Origin of the sequence: Kosakonia sp. CCTCC M2018092 (assembly GCF_003864115.1) — a bacterium.
GTDB classification, from domain to species: Bacteria; Pseudomonadota; Gammaproteobacteria; order Enterobacterales; family Enterobacteriaceae; genus Kosakonia; species Kosakonia cowanii.
Window position 1 is genome coordinate 113,344 of record NZ_CP034225.1, and the last position, 16,339, is coordinate 129,682.

General features: G+C 56.7%; 16 protein-coding genes. 8 read left to right on the plus strand and 8 right to left on the minus strand.

Going from position 1 to position 16,339, the window contains the following annotated elements; all coding sequences use genetic code 11:
• Nucleotide 1: 1 nt before the first annotated feature.
• Nucleotides 2-934, minus strand: coding sequence for an ADP-glyceromanno-heptose 6-epimerase (gene rfaD, locus EH164_RS00560; RefSeq protein WP_076769324.1), 933 nt, complete (start codon nt 932-934; stop codon nt 2-4).
• A 214-nt stretch (nt 935-1,148) separates the two neighbouring features.
• On the opposite strand from rfaD, the gene kbl reads away from it, so the two are divergent.
• The 3 genes from kbl to EH164_RS00575 all read left to right on the plus strand — a co-directional run bounded on the left by kbl (nt 1,149) and on the right by EH164_RS00575 (nt 4,700).
• Entirely contained in the window at nt 1,149-2,342 is a 1,194-nt protein-coding gene (gene kbl / locus EH164_RS00565) for a glycine C-acetyltransferase (RefSeq protein WP_124966997.1), read from the plus strand.
• 9 nt (nt 2,343-2,351) lie between these two features.
• Nucleotides 2,352-3,377, plus strand: coding sequence for an L-threonine 3-dehydrogenase (tdh, locus tag EH164_RS00570; protein ID WP_124966998.1), 1,026 nt, complete (start codon nt 2,352-2,354; stop codon nt 3,375-3,377).
• Nucleotides 3,378-3,665: 288 nt separating this feature from the next.
• Complete coding sequence (locus tag EH164_RS00575) at nt 3,666-4,700, plus strand: glycosyltransferase (protein ID WP_124966999.1); 1,035 nt, start codon at nt 3,666-3,668, stop codon at nt 4,698-4,700.
• Between the two features lie 6 nt (nt 4,701-4,706).
• On the opposite strand, the gene EH164_RS00580 is transcribed toward EH164_RS00575, so the two are convergent.
• The 3 genes from EH164_RS00580 to gpmM are packed head-to-tail and all read right to left on the minus strand — an operon-like array spanning nt 4,707 to nt 8,458.
• The gene (locus EH164_RS00580) at nt 4,707-5,636 is read right to left on the minus strand and encodes a divergent polysaccharide deacetylase family protein (protein ID WP_124967000.1); all 930 of its coding nucleotides are present in this window, start codon (nt 5,634-5,636) and stop codon (nt 4,707-4,709) included.
• Nucleotides 5,637-5,638: 2 nt separating this feature from the next.
• On the minus strand, nt 5,639-6,904 hold the full coding sequence (envC, locus tag EH164_RS00585; protein ID WP_124967001.1) for a murein hydrolase activator EnvC: 1,266 nt from the start codon (nt 6,902-6,904) through the stop codon (nt 5,639-5,641).
• A gap of 9 nt (nt 6,905-6,913) precedes the next feature.
• Nucleotides 6,914-8,458 (minus strand): 2,3-bisphosphoglycerate-independent phosphoglycerate mutase, encoded by a 1,545-nt coding sequence (gene gpmM / locus EH164_RS00590; protein WP_124967002.1) that lies wholly within the window; start codon nt 8,456-8,458, stop codon nt 6,914-6,916.
• A gap of 243 nt (nt 8,459-8,701) precedes the next feature.
• Here gpmM and EH164_RS00595 point away from each other — a divergent pair, with 243 nt between their 5' ends.
• The 5 genes from EH164_RS00595 (at nt 8,702) to cysE (ending at nt 11,854) form a co-directional block, all read left to right on the plus strand.
• Complete coding sequence (locus EH164_RS00595; RefSeq protein ID WP_042718673.1) at nt 8,702-9,133, plus strand: rhodanese-like domain-containing protein; 432 nt, start codon at nt 8,702-8,704, stop codon at nt 9,131-9,133.
• Nucleotides 9,134-9,180: 47 nt separating this feature from the next.
• Nucleotides 9,181-9,432 (plus strand): glutaredoxin 3, encoded by a 252-nt coding sequence (grxC, locus tag EH164_RS00600; protein WP_054802704.1) that lies wholly within the window; start codon nt 9,181-9,183, stop codon nt 9,430-9,432.
• A gap of 39 nt (nt 9,433-9,471) precedes the next feature.
• Nucleotides 9,472-9,939, plus strand: coding sequence for a protein-export chaperone SecB (gene secB / locus EH164_RS00605; protein ID WP_124967003.1), 468 nt, complete (start codon nt 9,472-9,474; stop codon nt 9,937-9,939).
• Nucleotides 9,939-10,949, plus strand: coding sequence for an NAD(P)H-dependent glycerol-3-phosphate dehydrogenase (gene gpsA, locus EH164_RS00610; protein ID WP_042718668.1), 1,011 nt, complete (start codon nt 9,939-9,941; stop codon nt 10,947-10,949). Before secB ends, gpsA begins: the two co-directional genes overlap by 1 nt.
• An 83-nt stretch (nt 10,950-11,032) precedes the next feature.
• Nucleotides 11,033-11,854, plus strand: coding sequence for a serine O-acetyltransferase (gene cysE, locus EH164_RS00615; RefSeq protein WP_042718667.1), 822 nt, complete (start codon nt 11,033-11,035; stop codon nt 11,852-11,854).
• Between the two features lie 108 nt (nt 11,855-11,962).
• On the opposite strand, the gene trmL is transcribed toward cysE, so the two are convergent.
• From trmL to lldP, 4 genes are all read right to left on the minus strand, one after another.
• Complete coding sequence (gene trmL, locus EH164_RS00620; RefSeq protein ID WP_042718666.1) at nt 11,963-12,436, minus strand: tRNA (uridine(34)/cytosine(34)/5-carboxymethylaminomethyluridine(34)-2'-O)-methyltransferase TrmL; 474 nt, start codon at nt 12,434-12,436, stop codon at nt 11,963-11,965.
• A gap of 62 nt (nt 12,437-12,498) precedes the next feature.
• Entirely contained in the window at nt 12,499-13,686 is a 1,188-nt protein-coding gene (gene lldD / locus EH164_RS00625; RefSeq protein ID WP_124967004.1) for an FMN-dependent L-lactate dehydrogenase LldD, read from the minus strand.
• A complete protein-coding gene (gene lldR / locus EH164_RS00630) occupies nt 13,683-14,459 on the minus strand; it encodes a transcriptional regulator LldR (RefSeq protein ID WP_124967005.1) in 777 nt (258 codons plus the stop codon). Before lldR ends, lldD begins: the two co-directional genes overlap by 4 nt.
• On the minus strand, nt 14,456-16,111 hold the full coding sequence (lldP, locus tag EH164_RS00635) for an L-lactate permease (RefSeq protein WP_124967006.1): 1,656 nt from the start codon (nt 16,109-16,111) through the stop codon (nt 14,456-14,458). The genes lldR and lldP overlap by 4 nt, the downstream gene beginning before the upstream one ends.
• Nucleotides 16,112-16,339 lie beyond the last annotated feature (228 nt).

Consider the following 16,339-nt stretch of genomic DNA (forward strand, 5'->3'; position numbering starts at 1 on the left):
CTTACGCGTCGCGGTTCAGCCAGGCCATATATTCACTCACGCCTTCAGCCACGGTTTTAAACGGCTTGTCGTAGCCCGCCGCGCGCAGATTGGTGAGATCGGCCTGCGTAAACGCCTGATAGCGGCCTTTCAGCTTGTCCGGGAACGGGATGTACTCAATGCTGCCTTTTTTATGGAAAGCGAGCGTGGCATCCGCTACGGCCTGGAAGGACTCCGCGCGGCCGGTGCCGAGGTTAAAGATGCCGGAGACACCATTTTCCCAGAACCAGAGATTGACCGCCGCCACATCGCCAACGTAGACGAAATCGCGTTTAAAGTTGTCGCTGCCTTCGAACAGTTTCGGGCTCTCGCCGTTGTTCAGCTGCGTATTGAGATGGAAAGCGACGCTCGCCATGCTGCCTTTGTGCCCTTCGCGCGGGCCGTAGACGTTGAAATAGCGGAAGCCGACAATCGGTGAGTTCGCTTCCGGCAGAATGCTGCGCACATACTCGTCGAACAGCATTTTCGAGTAGCCGTAGACGTTAAGCGGCTTTTCATATTCGCGCGATTCAATAAAGTCAGAAGTGCGGCCGCCGTAAGTGGCTGCGGATGAGGCGTACAGGAAGGGGATTTCGCGCTCCAGGCAGTAGTGCAGCAGCTCTTTGGAGTACTGATAGTTGTTCTCCATCATGTACTTGCCATCCCACTCGGTGGTAGAGGAGCACGCACCTTCATGGAATACCGCTTCAATCTCGCCGAACTCTTCGCCAGACATAATCTGGATCAGAAAATCCTCTTTATCCATATAGTCGGCGATATGCAAGTCGACCAGATTGACAAACTTAGTGCCGTCTTTCAGGTTGTCCACCACCAGGATATCGGTGATGCCTTTGTCATTCAGGGCTTTAACGATATTGCTGCCGATAAAACCCGCGCCGCCAGTGACGATGATCATAACTGTACCTTTGCAAAATGAAGCGTTGAGACAATCTCAGACACGAATAACTTTATCATACCATCACATTGCTGCCCCTTCAGCCATTCCCCGGGAAAGGGGAGGGCTATGCGTGATTTATGCTGCAAAACGGATAAGCAGTGAAGCGTCATCTCGTATCAACGTATAGCTTTGGGTAATATGTGCCGAAATTTGCCCAGTCTGGAGAATTGCGATGCGTGGGGATTTTTATCAACAGTTAACGAACGATCTGCAAACCGCACGTGCGGAAGGGTTGTTCAAAGAGGAACGCATTATCACGTCAGCGCAGCAGGCTGATATCACCGTGGCGAATGGTAGCCACGTCATCAACTTCTGCGCCAACAACTACCTTGGCCTCGCCAACCACCCGGAGCTGATTGCCGCCGCGAAAGCCGGTATGGATAGCCACGGTTTCGGCATGGCCTCGGTGCGCTTTATCTGCGGCACGCAGGATAGCCACAAAGTACTGGAGAAGAAGCTGGCCGACTTCCTCGGCATGGAAGACTCCATTCTTTACTCCTCCTGCTTCGATGCGAACGGCGGGCTGTTTGAGACGCTGCTCGGCGCGGAAGACGCCATCATTTCTGATGCCCTCAACCACGCGTCGATCATTGACGGCGTGCGTCTGTGTAAAGCGAAGCGCTACCGTTACGCCAACAATGACATGCAGGAACTGGAAGCGCGCCTGCAAGAAGCGCGTGCAGCAGGTGCCCGCCACGTGCTGATCGCCACCGACGGCGTCTTCTCAATGGATGGCGTGATCGCCAACCTGCAAGGGGTCTGCGACCTGGCAGATAAATATGATGCGCTGGTGATGGTTGATGATTCCCACGCAGTCGGTTTTGTCGGTGCCAACGGCCGCGGAACCCACGAATATTGTGACGTGATGGGTCGGGTCGACATCATTACCGGAACGCTTGGCAAAGCGCTCGGCGGCGCATCAGGCGGTTATACCGCTGCGCGTAAAGAGGTAGTTGAGTGGCTGCGTCAGCGTTCGCGCCCTTATCTCTTCTCCAACTCGCTGGCGCCTGCGATTGTCAGCGCATCGATCAAAGTACTGGAGATGCTGGAGTCCGGCGGCGAACTGCGTGACCGTCTGTGGGCCAATGCCCGCCTGTTCCGCGAACAGATGAGCGCCGCGGGCTTTACGCTGGCGGGTGCCGATCATGCCATTATCCCGGTGATGCTGGGCGATGCCGTGGTGGCGCAAAACTTTGCCCGTGAGCTGCAAAAAGAGGGCATTTACGTCACGGGCTTCTTCTTCCCGGTGGTGCCGAAAGGCCAGGCGCGTATTCGTACACAGATGTCGGCGGCCCATACGCCTGAACAAATTGAACGCGCGGTAGCAGCCTTTACCCGCATTGGTAAACAACTGGGTGTGATCTGAGGACGTGAAATGAAAGCGTTATCCAAACTGAAAGCGCAAGAGGGCATCTGGATGACCGATGTGCCGGAACCGGAAGTTGGGCACAACGATCTGCTGATTAAAATCCGCAAAACCGCGATTTGCGGCACCGATGTGCACATCTACAACTGGGATGAGTGGTCGCAAAAAACCATTCCGGTACCGATGGTGGTCGGTCATGAGTACGTGGGTGAAGTAGTTGGCATCGGCCAGGAAGTTAAAGGCTTCAAAATCGGCGATCGCGTCTCCGGCGAAGGGCATATCACCTGCGGACACTGCCGTAACTGCCGCGCGGGCCGCACCCATTTATGCCGTAATACCGTCGGCGTAGGCGTCAATCGCCCGGGCTGTTTTGCGGAATATCTGGTGATCCCGGCCTTCAACGCCTTCAAAATCCCGGACAATATCCCTGACGAGCTGGCATCGATTTTCGACCCGTTCGGTAACGCAGTCCATACGGCGCTCTCCTTCGATCTGGTGGGGGAAGATGTGCTGGTCTCTGGCGCAGGTCCTATCGGCATTATGGCGGCTGCGGTCGCCAAACACGTTGGCGCGCGCCATGTCGTGATCACCGATGTGAACGAATACCGTCTTGAGCTGGCACGCAAAATGGGCGTCACGCGCGCGGTAAACGTCGCTAAAGAGAATCTCACTGAGGTGATGGCGGAGCTGGGGATGACGGAAGGGTTCGACGTGGGTCTGGAGATGTCCGGCGCGCCTGCGGCGTTCCGTACCATGCTCGATACCATGAACCACGGCGGACGCATTGCCATGCTCGGTATTCCGCCTTCGGAGATGTCGATCGACTGGAACAAAGTCATCTTCAAAGGGCTGTTTATCAAAGGGATTTATGGCCGTGAGATGTTCGAAACCTGGTATAAAATGGCCGCGCTGATCCAGTCCGGTCTCGACCTCTCACCGATCATTACCCACCGCTTCGGGATTGATGAATTCCAGCAGGGATTTGACGCGATGCGTTCGGGTCAGTCCGGCAAAGTTGTGCTGAGCTGGGATTAAAAGAGTAAGGGCCAGATAATGGCCCTTTTTTCTGCGATAAATCTCAAAACACATTTATTAAATGTAAACTTTTGTCAGTGTCATAAATTCTTCGCAATTCCGCAATACTCTTATTACGCCCTTTAACTCCCCAGGCTACTCTGAATAATCTTAGTTCGCATCGGCGATGAAACTTAATCGTAACCGCTGTGTCTGAGAATTTACCTAATCAATCTGCCAGACCTTAATTTTTTCTTAATTAAAACAATTTAAAAATAGTCACTGTAATGACAATGAATCAGGTAATTAATGATGAATAGCCCTGGTAAGCTTAGCGTTATTATCCCCCTCTACAATGCGGGCGATGACTTTGTACCTTGCATGGAATCCCTGTTAGCGCAAACCTGGACGGCGCTTGAAATCATCATCGTTAATGATGGTTCGACCGATAATTCTGCTGAAATAGCAGAGCGTTATGCAAAGAAGTACCCGCATATCCAGCTTATTCACCAGTGTAATGCCGGTGCCTCGGTAGCGCGTAATCGTGGCTTAACGTATGCCACAGGTGAATACGTCGCGTTCGTCGATGCCGATGATATTGTCTATCCGCAAATGTATGAAACACTGATGAAAATGGCGCTGGAGGACGATCTGGACGTCGCGCAGTGTAACTCGGACTGGTGCGATCGGCAGAACGGCAGTACCTGGCAATCCATTCCGCTGGATCGTATTCGCTCCACCGGCGTGCTTAGCGGGCCTGACTGGTTAAGAATGGCGCTGGCAAGCCGCCGCTGGACGCACGTGGTGTGGATGGGTGTTTATCGCCACGATGTGATTAAGCAAAATCGTATTGAATTTATTCCCGGGCTGCATCACCAGGATATTATCTGGAGCACCGAATTTATGTATAACGCCAAACGCGTGCGTTATACCGAACAATCGTTATATAAATATTTTCTCCATGGCTGTTCGGTCAGCCGCTTAAAGCGCCAGGGATTAAAAAACCTCGCCTATCAGCGTCATTACATGAAAATTACGCGCCTGCTGGAGAAATTGAATCGCGATTACGCTGACCGCATTACGATATATCCCGAATTCCATCAACAAATTACTTATGAAGCACTCCGCGTGTGCCACGCCGTGCGAAAAGAGCCGGATGAAATAATCCGCAAACGCATGATTGCTGAAATATATGCATCAGGAATGTTTAAACGGATGGTGAATAATGTCCGCAGCCCTAAACTCGCTTATCAGGCGCTGCTGTGGTCACTTCGTTTGTATAAATGGCGGGACAAGACGACATCTCACCATCGTCTTGCCCGTAAAGCGGTGAAAATCTACTAACGCTACTTATTTCCGGCCCCAGCCCTGCCACTGGTGCTGGAAGTACTGTACCAGCGTACTTTCGCTGATGCTCTCTCCCACCACGCTAAAGAAGCGGCTGGCATTCACCGGCTCTGGCTTCTGCTTCGCTTTACACACCTTCGCAACGCGGAACGGATTACGTGGCGGCTGCGGCTGTGCGTCAGGTTTGGCAGGCGTTGAGTTGTCGACCTGGGGCTCATGAAGCAGATCGCTCGGTCGCACCAGCGTAATGTCAGAGGGTAAGTTTGCCAGCGCCTGCTGCAATACGCGTACGGTCGCGGGGTGTGGGTGTCCAATAGCGATAGCCGAGCCGTTACGGCGCGCCAGCGCGACGGCACGATCGAACTGGCGGCGAATATCGCCCTCATTCTGCGTATCGTCGAGGAACACTTTGCGCTTAATCACTTTTACCCCGGTGCCGGAGGCTGCGCGCATCGACTGGCTATTGCCAATGGTCATGCTGTCGAGGAAGTAGAGGTTGTAGCGCTCCAGCGCCTGCATCACTTTCTGCATGCCAAACAAGCTGGAGGTCATGGCGCTGCCCATATGGTTATTCAACCCGACAGCATAGGGCACCTTATTCACGGCATCACTGATGATGCGCTCAATCTCTGCGCTGCTCATCTCCGGGCGCAGGGTATCTTTTTCCAGCGGCTGTTTGCTGAGCGGTGCCATCGGCAGATGGATCAACACTTCGTGTCCGCTATTGTGCGCTTTGGTCGCCATGTCGCGGGCGTGCGTAGCATTGGGCAGCACCGCGACGGAGACCGCCTGCGGCATGGCCAGCACCTGGTTTTCTGTCTGGGGACGGTAGCCAAAATCGTCGATAACGATGGCCAGTTTGCCGGCAAACACCGGCGAGGAGAGCGCCAGCACGCTGGCAAGAGTAATCACGATGCGGCGAAGTTGAAGCAAACCTATCTTCCCAACCACGGCTGTGGATTGACCGCCTGGCCCTGACGGCGAATTTCAAAATAGAGTGAAGGCCGGCCCTGACCACCACTGCTCCCGACGAGAGCTATCGGCTGGCCTGCGCGCACCTGCGCACCGACGCTGACGAGGGCGCTTTGGTTATAACCATAAAGGCTCATATCGCCTTTGCCGTGCTCTACGACAACCACCAGGCCATAGCCCTGTAGCCAGTCGGCGAGGATCACGCGCCCGTCGGCGATGGCTTTGACTTCGCTGCCTTCAGACGCACCGATAACAATCCCTTTCCACCGTAGCTCACCCTGCAACTGTTCGCCATAACGATGAAGTAACGGACCGCGAACCGGCCATATCGCGCGGCCTGCCGGCGAGCCTAAGCCGCCGGTGCGGGACATCAGTGAGCGTTCGCTCTCGGTTGGCTTATAGGTAGTGCCTTTGCGGCTGGCCTCGTTCTGCCGCTCACGCACCGCCTGCGCTTCACGGGCTTCGCGCTCGGCGCGGGCTTTCGCTGCTGCTTCCGCGCGGGCAAGGCGATCGCGCAGACGTGATTCGTTAGCGCGCATCTCGCTAAGCTGCTGCTGACCTTCCTGAATCGAGGATTCAAGCCCGGCAAGGGTCTTTTTACGTTCGTTTCGCGCCTGCTCCAGCTTCGCCTGCTGCGCTTTCTGCTCATAAAGCAGGGTTTGCTGCTGGCTCTGCTTCTCTTCCAGTTCGGCCTTTTGCGAGGTGACCTCTTCACGCGTCTGTTTGAGCTGTGCGATGGTCTCCTGGCGCGCCTGGTTGAGATAACCGAAGTAAGCCTGCAAACGCTGGCCGCGCTGGCTCTCTTCACCGCTCAACAGAAGCTGGATACCGCTGTGCTCGCCCTGGCGAAACGCGGCATCGAGCTGCGCGGCAAGATTGCGCTCCTGCGACGCGCGCTGACGCTCCAGTTTGGCGATGGAGGCGTTCATCTCATCAATCTGTTTATTGAGTTCTGAGAGTGTGCTTTCGGTTTCGTGCAGCTGGCGGGCAGCGGCGGAGATGGCCTCCTCCTGCGCCTTCAGCTGCGCAAGCAGGCCTGCGCGCTGCTGCTGCTGTTGGCGAACCGCGCGCTCTTTGGCGGCGATATCGGCCTGGATAGATTTGAGCTGATCGCGGTCATCCGCGTGGGCGGGAACGGCGCACAGCAAAACGCCAGCGCTGAGTGCGCTGGCGCAGAGCAGAGGTCGGAGCCCGACCCATGTAATTGAAAAAATCGCCTTTCCCCTCATGGGGAGCGATTATTCCACGATGAACAGCGGCTTACCAGTCATCTCTTGCGGGATTTCCTCGCCCATCAGCGACAGCATGGTCGGCGCGATGTCGGAAAGTTTGCCACCGGAGAGCGCTTTCACTGTTTTCTCACCCACATAAATAAGCGGAACCGGCAGATTGGTGTGCGCCGTATGTGCCTGACCGGTTGAGGGATCGCGCATCTGCTCGGCGTTGCCGTGGTCGGCGGTGATCAGCAACTGCCCGCCAACAGACTCAACGGCGCGGGTGACCTGCGCAATGCAGTTATCCAGCGCTTCCACGGCGGCGACAGCCGCATCAAACACACCGGTATGGCCAACCATATCGCCATTCGGGTAGTTACAGATGATGGTGTCATATTTGCCGCTGGTAATGGCGGCGACCAGTTTTTCCGTCAGTTCGGCGGAACTCATCTCCGGTTGCAAATCGTAAGTAGCAACTTTTGGTGAGTTAATCAGAATGCGGTCTTCGCCCGGGAACGGCTCTTCAACGCCACCGTTAAAGAAGAAGGTGACATGGGCATACTTCTCCGTTTCGGAGATACGCAGCTGGGTACGATTTTTCTTCGCCATCCACTCACCAAGGGTGTTGGCAAGAGAGGTCGGCGGGTACGCCACGGCAGTTTTGATGTCGGCGGCGTATTCGGTCAGCATCACAAAATCGAGATTGACCACTTTTTTACGCGCGAAGCCGTCAAAATCGGCGTTAACAAAGGCACGGGTGATTTCACGGGCGCGGTCGGCGCGGAAGTTCATGAAAATCAGCGCGTCGCCATCTTCCATTGCCGCATCGGGCTGACCGGCGGCGCGAATGACCGTCGCTTTCACAAACTCGTCGTTTTCGTCGCGGGCGTAAGCGGCTTGCAGCCCGGCAACGGCGCTGTCGAAGGTGAACTCGCCTTTGCCCTGGGTCATCAGGTCGTACGCCTGCTCGACGCGATCCCAGCGGTTGTCGCGATCCATGGCGAAGTAACGACCAATAATTGACGCCACGCGGCCTTTACCGAGGGCGGCGAATTTCTCTTCAAATTTTTTCAGCGAGGATTCAGCGCTGCGCGGCGGCGTATCGCGGCCATCAAGGAAGGCGTGCAGGTAGATTTTCTCTGCGCCGCGTTCGGCGGCCAGTTCGACCATCGCCATAATGTGATCTTCATGGCTGTGCACGCCGCCTGCGGAGAGCAGACCCATAATGTGCACCGCTTTGCCGGCGCTAACTGCCTTATCCACCGCGCCGCGCAGCACCGGGTTAGTAAAGAAGGTGCGCTCTTTAATTTCAACGTCCAGGCGAGTTAAGTCCTGGTAGACAATACGCCCGGCACCGAGGTTGACGTGGCCCACCTCGGAGTTGCCCATCTGGCGATCCGGCAGACCGACTTCCAGGCCGGAAGCATCAATCAACGTGTGCGGACGGTTGGCCCACAGGCTATCCATCACCGGGGTTTTAGCGTTGAAAATGGCGTTATCTTGCTGATCTTCGCGATAGCCGTAGCCATCGAGAATCACCAGTACCATAGGTTTTTTTGAAACCGACATTGCGACAACCTCATGCTCTGAAGATAAAAATTTGCGTAATTTTACTACAGCTGAATCGATCAAATAGCCGCAGAAGATCAAAGAAAGGGGTCACCTGAGGGGGTGTTTTACATCGCTTTGTTTATTTTTTCGTAACACGCCGCAGAAAATGCAATCCATCGCGCTCGCTGGCTGTATTTGCCCAACTGCGCAGGTATACTCCTTGCTGGTTTTTAATCACTTAGTCGGGAGCTGTTACCCCAGATGCAAGAAATTATGCAATTTATTGGACGCAACCCGATACTCTGTATCGGCTGGCTTGCGTTGTTCGCCGCGGTGTTATACACGACCTTCAAAGGCGTCGCGTCGAAAGTGAAAGTGATTTCCCGTGGCGAAGCCACGCGCCTCATCAACAAAGAAGATGCGGTGGTTGTGGACTTACGTCAGCGCGATGATTTCCGTAAAGGTCATATCGCCGGCGCGGTGAATTTGCTGCCAGGCGAGATCAAAGCCAATAATGTAGGTGAGCTTGAAAAACGTAAAAGCACGCCGATTATTGTTGTAGACGGTACCGGCCTGCAGGCGCAGACCCCGGCAAACGAGCTGGTAAAAGCCGGTTTCGAGAAAGTCTTTGTGCTCAAAGACGGTGTCTCCGGCTGGGTCGGCGAAAATCTGCCGTTAGTACGCGGTAAATAAGTTACCCGGTGGGCTTCGGCTCACGGGGTAAAACCAGGAGAAGAGATATGGCCAATATTGAGATCTACACCAAAGCAACCTGCCCGTTTTGCCACCGCGCAAAAGCGCTGCTGAGCAGCAAAGGCGTTGATTTTGCCGAGCTGCCGATCGACGGCGACATGGTAAAACGTGAAGAGATGATTCAACGTAGTGGCCGTACCACGGTTCCGCAGATCTTTATTGATGCACAGCATATCGGCGGCTGCGACGATTTATTTGCGCTGGATGCGCGTGGCGGATTGGATCCGCTGTTAGGTTAATGCTTTCTAAGCACTACAACACTTAAGGGTTACTTATTCATGTCTGAGCTAAACAACAACGAAATGACTTTCCAGATTCAGCGTATCTACACGAAAGATATCTCTTTCGAAGCGCCGAATGCGCCGCACATCTTTCAGAAAGAGTGGCAGCCGGAAGTCAAACTGGACCTCGACACCGCGTCAACGCAGCTGGCGGATGGCGTGTATGAAGTGGTTCTGCGCGTAACCGTAACCGCCTCACTGGGCGAAGAGACCGGCTTCCTGTGCGAAGTACAGCAGGGCGGCATCTTCTCTATCGACGGTATCGAAGGCACCCAGATGGCGCACTGCCTGGGCGCATACTGCCCGAACATCCTGTTCCCGTATGCCCGTGAATGCATCACCAGCCTGGTTTCCCGCGGTACATTCCCACAGCTGAACCTTGCACCGGTCAACTTTGATGCGCTGTTCATGAACTACCTGCAACAGCAGACTGGCGAAGGTGCCGAACAACATCAGGATGCCTGATGAACGCACTTAATGCTGCAATGACTGTGATCGGTGCCGGCTCTTACGGCACCGCTCTTGCCATCACGCTGGCAAGAAATGGCCACCAGGTTGTGCTCTGGGGCCATGACCCAAAACATATCGCGACGCTGCAACGCGACCGTTGCAACGTGGCGTTCCTGCCCGATGTGCCTTTCCCCGACACCCTTGAGCTTGAGAGCGACCTTGCCCGCGCGCTGGCCGCCAGCCGCGACATTCTGGTCGTTGTGCCAAGCCACGTCTTTGGCGAGGTGCTGGCGCAGATCAAACCGCTGATGCGCAGCGATGCGCGCATTGTCTGGGCGACAAAAGGGCTGGAGGCGGAAACCGGGCGTCTGTTACAGGACGTGGCGCGTGAAGTCTTAGGCTCCTCTATTCCGCTGGCGGTGATCTCAGGTCCTACGTTCGCCAAAGAGCTGGCGGCGGGAATGCCGACGGCAATCTCTTTAGCCTCCACCGACCCGCAGTTTGCCGACGATCTTCAGCAACTGCTGCACTGCGGCAAAAGCCTGCGCGTCTACAGCAACCCGGACTTTATTGGCGTGCAGCTTGGCGGCGCGGTGAAGAACGTGATTGCGATTGGCGCGGGCATGTCCGATGGCATCGGCTTCGGCGCGAATGCGCGCACGGCGCTCATCACGCGCGGTCTGACGGAGATGTCGCGGCTTGGCGCGGCGCTGGGTGCCGATCCTGCTACCTTTATGGGCATGGCGGGGCTGGGCGATCTGGTGCTGACCTGTACCGACAATCAGTCGCGTAACCGCCGTTTTGGCATGATGCTCGGTCAGGGCATGGATGTCGAAGGCGCGCAGGAGAAGATAGGCCAGGTGGTTGAGGGCTATCGCAATACCAAAGAAGTGCGCGCGCTGGCGCACCGGTTTGGCGTCGAAATGCCAATAACCGAGGAAATTTATCAGGTATTGTATTGCGGAAAAAATGCGCGCGAGGCAGCATTAACGCTGTTGGGCCGCGCCCGCAAGGATGAGCAATAAGCGGCTAATCGCAGGGATTCTCATCACTATCACGTCAAGGCTGGCTGAGTCCGGCCTTGCTTTTATTTCGTCTGGAGTAAGCAATGCCGTGTGAAGAACTGGATCTGGTCTGGAAAAATATCAAAGCCGAAGCGCGTGCGCTGGCGGACTGTGAACCGATGCTGGCCAGTTTTTATCACGCAACCTTACTCAAGCATGAAAACCTCGGCAGTGCCCTGAGCTATATGCTGGCGAACAAGCTGGCGTCGCCGATTATGCCCGCCATCGCCATCCGCGAAGTGGTGGAAGAGGCCTACGCCGCAGATCCGGAGATGATCGCCTCCGCCGCCTGCGATATTCAGGCCGTGCGCACCCGCGACCCGGCGGTAGATAAATACTCAACGCCGCTGCTCTACCTGAAAGGGTTCCACGCCCTGCAGGCGCACCGTATTGGTCACTGGCTGTGGACGCAGGGCCGCCAGGCGCTGGCGATTTTCCTGCAAAACCAGGTCTCAGTGAGCTTCCAGGTCGATATTCACCCGGCAGCGACCATCGGGCGCGGCATCATGCTCGACCACGCCACCGGCATTGTGGTGGGTGAAACGGCGGTTATCGAAGATGACGTGTCGATTCTGCAGTCGGTTACCCTCGGCGGGACCGGCAAAACCAGCGGCGATCGCCATCCGAAGATCCGTGAAGGGGTGATGATTGGCGCGGGGGCGAAGATCCTCGGCAATATCGAAGTGGGGCGCGGCGCGAAAATCGGTGCCGGCTCCGTGGTGTTGCAGCCCGTTCCGCCGCACACCACCGCCGCAGGCGTTCCGGCGCGCATTGTCGGCAAGCCAGAGAGCGATAAGCCGGCGATGGATATGGATCAGCATTTTAATGGAGCCAATCATGGCTTTGAATACGGAGATGGTATTTGAAAAATGCCGGATGGCGCTGCGCTTATCCGGCCTACGGGTAGAGCAGGAAGATATTTGTAGGCCGGATAAGGCGTAGCCGCCATCCGGCAATTCCAACCAACTACCTCATCAGCTGCGCAATACCGCGCCGGGATATCCGAGCTGGCGCCAGGCTTCATACACCACTACCGACACCGCATTGGAAAGGTTCATGCTGCGGCTGTCCGGCATCATCGGAATACGGATCTTCTGCTCCGGCGGCAGCGCGTCAAGAATGGTGGCGGGCAGGCCGCGGGTTTCCGGGCCAAACATTAAATAATCCCCATCGGCAAACGACACGGCGCTGTGCGCGGGCGTCCCTTTGGTGGTCAGCGCAAACAGGCGCTGAGGCTGAGCGGCGGCCATAAAGGCGTCGTAATCAGCGTGGCGCTGCACGGCGGTGAATTCGTGGTAATCCAGCCCTGCGCGGCGCAGGCGCTTATCGTCCCAGGTAAAGCCCATCGGCTCAATGATATGCAGACGAAAGCCGGTGTTAGCGCACAGGCGGATAATGTTCCCGGTATTGGGCGGGATCTCAGGTTCAAATAAGACAATGTTCAGCATGCAGCCCCCTTAATAGCGGGGGCAGGATAGCACTCTCCCCAGGGCGGGGAGAGCATTTTTTACTACGCCGCATCGCCGTGGGACAGCGGTGCCAGCGCCGCCGGGATCTCGCTCTGCGCCTGCACCAGCGACTCTTTACTGATTTCGCGAATCGATTTCGCGCCGGTCAGCGTCATCGCCACGCGCATCTCTTTTTCAATCAGATCCAGCAGGTTAGCCACACCTTGTCGGCCATGTGTTGCCAGCGCATAGAGATAGGCGCGGCCAAGCAGCACGGTGTCTGCGCCGAGCGCAATCATTCGCACCACATCAAGGCCGTTACGAATCCCGCTATCCGCAAGAATGGCAATATCGCCCTTCACCGCATCGGCAATCGCTGGCAGCGCGCGCGCCGAGGAGAGCACGCCATCAAGCTGGCGACCGCCGTGGTTAGAGACGACAATCCCATCCGCGCCAAAGCGCACCGCGTCGCGGGCATCTTCCGGATCGAGGATCCCTTTGATCACCATCGGGCCATCCCAGAATTCACGGATCCACTCCAGGTCTTTCCAGGAGATGGAGGGATCGAAGTTGTTCGCCAGCCAGCCAATATAATCCTCCAGCCCGGTAGGTTTACCGAGGTAAGAAGAGATATTGCCCAGATCGTGAGGACGACCATTGACGCCAACATCCCACGCCCACTGCGGATGCATTACCGACTGCCAGTAGCGGCGCAGTGCGGCATTCGGCCCGCTCATCCCGGAGTGCGCATCGCGATAACGCGCGCCGGGCGTCGGCATATCGACGGTAAAGACCAGCGTGGAACAGCCCGCTGCCTTTGCCCGCTCCAGCGCGTTGCGCATAAAGCCGCGATCGCGCAGCACGTAAAGCTGGAACCACATCGGGCGCTTAATGGTTGGTGCCACCTCTTCAATCGGGCAGACGGAGACGGTCGACAGGGTGAAGGGGATGCCTTTGGCATCTGCTGCGCCTGCGGCCTGCACTTCGCCGCGCCGGGCATACATGCCGCACAGCCCGACCGGTGCCAGCGCGACCGGCATTGAGAGCTTTTCATTGAACAACGTGGTCTCAAGGCTGAGGTCGGACATATTCTTCAGCACCCGCTGGCGGAGCGCGACCTGCGATAAATCCTCAACGTTGCGGCGCAGGGTATATTCTGCGTAAGCGCCACCGTCGATATAGTGAAACAGGAACGGCGGCAGAATGCGTTTTGCCGCGGCGCGATAGTCGCTGGCTGCGGAAATAATCATGCTTTTTTCTCCCTTAAATGAATCAGTTGCTCGTCGGGCAGGCGGGTGATGCGCGCCTGGCGGGCCCGGTCCTCGTCAAACTGGCGAATTGTGGTGTGGACGAAAGCGAGGTGCGCCATCATCGCCTGGCGCGCGCCCTCGGCATCGCCCGCAAGAATGGCGTTCATTACCGTGCGGTGTTGCTCCGTAAGCCGGGCGAAAACCGGCGGAACAAGGTACATGCGCTGGCGGCTCTGCTTGACCGAGGATTGCAGTAGGTCGAAGAAACCGCGCATGGTTTGCAGCAGCACCACATTGTGCGAGGCTTCGGCGATCGCCAGATGGAAACGCACATCCGCCTGCGAGGCGAGATCCGGATCATCGGATTGCGAGGCCTCAAAGCAGAGCACGATTTTCTCTTGATCGGCGTCGGTCGCGCGCATCGCCGCATGCCAGGCGGTGCTGGCCTCGATGGCGTGGCGGGCTTCGAGAATATCAAAGCTGTAATCGGGGTCGTCATTGAGCAGCGTTTTCAGCGGCTGGACGATGTTCTGCTCCGACCAGGCCTCATGCTGCCAGCGCACAAAGGTTCCACCCCCGCGGCGGCTTAACAGCACGCCTTCGCTGACCAGCATTGCCAGGGCTTCGCGTAAGGAGTTGCGCGACACGCCAAGCTGCACGGCAAGCTGGCGCTCGGCGGGCAACTTCATGCCCGCTTCCAGCTGTTGTTCTGCAATTAACGCCCGTACGCGGTCAGCGACCTCGTCAGCCAGGCGTCTGGGTAATAGGTTCATGGGATCATCCAGGTCAGTACATAAGCCTGCAAGGTGGTGATCACGCCGACCATACAGGTGAATATCAGGCTGTGTTTGACGGTAAAGCGGAAGAGATCGGACTCTTTGCCCACCAGCCCGACCGCCGCACAGGCGATAGCGATGGATTGCGGTGAGATCATCTTGCCGGTCACGCCGCCGGTGGTGTTAGCCGCCACCATCAGCACATCCGAGACGCCAATCTGCTGCGCAGCCGTGGCTTGCAGCGCGGCAAACAGCGCGTTTGATGAGGTGTCGGAGCCGGTTAAAAAGACCCCCAGCCAACCGAGGAACGGCGAGAAAAAGGTAAACGCACTGCCGGTGTGCGCCAGCGCTAATGCCAGCGTTGACGACAGGCCGGAGTAGTTAGAGATAAAGGCGAAGGCCAGCACCATACCGATAGAGTAGATGGGCAGCGCCAGCTCTTTCAGCGTACCGGCAAAGGTGGTGATGGCATCCTTCGGTTTCATCTTCAGCCACACAATCGAGAGGATTGCCGCAAAGAGAATGGCGGTGCCGGTGGCAGAGAACCAGTCAAACTTATAGACCGCCGCATACGGCGTGGCGGCGTTCACCACCGGCGGCATGCGCGCCACCAGCTTATCAAGGTGCGGCACGGAGATATTAAACACCCAGTCGTAGAGCGCGCCGCCCGGCGCAAAGAGCGCTTTGAAGGGTGGAACGCTCCACAGCGTCACGGTCGCCGTCAGGAACAGGAACGGTGACCAGGCGCGCAGGATCTGCCCGGCGCTGTATTTCGTGCGGGAGAGATCGAGATCGACCTGCGAGGCGCCCATATCGCCAAAGCGGAAAATGCGCACTGGCTTCCAGCGCTTCAGGAACAGCGTCAGGCAGACCAGCGATACCAGCGAGGAGATGATATCCGGCAGCTCCGGGCCGATAAAGTTAGAGCTGAGATACTGCGCAATGGCAAACGACCCCCCGGCAACCATCACCGCAGGCCAGGTCTCTTTCACCCCGCGCCAGCCATCCATAATCGCCATGATCCAGAAGAGCACAATAATGGTCAGGAACGGGAGCTGGCGGCCCACCATCTGGCCGATTTCGAAGCTGTCCAGCCCGGTCACCTGGCCAGCAACCAGAATCGGAATCCCCATCGCACCGAAGGCCACCGGCGCGGTATTCACAATCAGGCACAACCCGGCGGCATAGAGCGGGTTAAAGCCCAGCCCCACCAGCAGGGCGGCGGTGATCGCCACCGGCGCGCCAAAGCCAGCGGCCCCTTCCAGAAACGCGCCAAACGAGAAGCCGACAATCAGCATCTGCAAACGCTGGTCTGGCGTAATGGAGAGAATCGACGAGCGAATAATGTCGAACTGGCCGGTTTTGACGGAGATCTTATAGACAAAGACGGCAGCGATAATGATCCACGCAATGGGCCACAGGCCATAGAAAAAGCCGTACACCACCGACGCCAGCGCGCGATCCACCGGCATTTTGTAGAACAGCAGCGCAACGGCAAGAGCGATGGCGACGGTCCAGCTTGCCGCAACGTAGCCTTTCAGCTTCAGTTTTATCAGCGCGAAAAAGAAGAACAGGATCGGAAGCGATGCGATGAGGCTGGAAAGCCAGAGATTGCCAGCCGGGTCATAGTTCTGTTGCCAGAGCGTCATGCAGGTCTCCTGAGAACCACAGCAAAACCGCGAGCGATAAGTCTCTGCTTAGCTCTGTCTCACAGGTTTTGTAAAAGTGGTCCTGCCAGTGGGGTTGTGTAGGGTTTGTGATAACGAATGGTTATCCAAATGTTGCGGCGTGGCAATCAGGCTGTGAAGGCATTTAGTGGAACTGTGAAGCGCGGAGAAAAAGCAGAGGTAATTGGTAGGGCCAATTAAGGCCGCCCG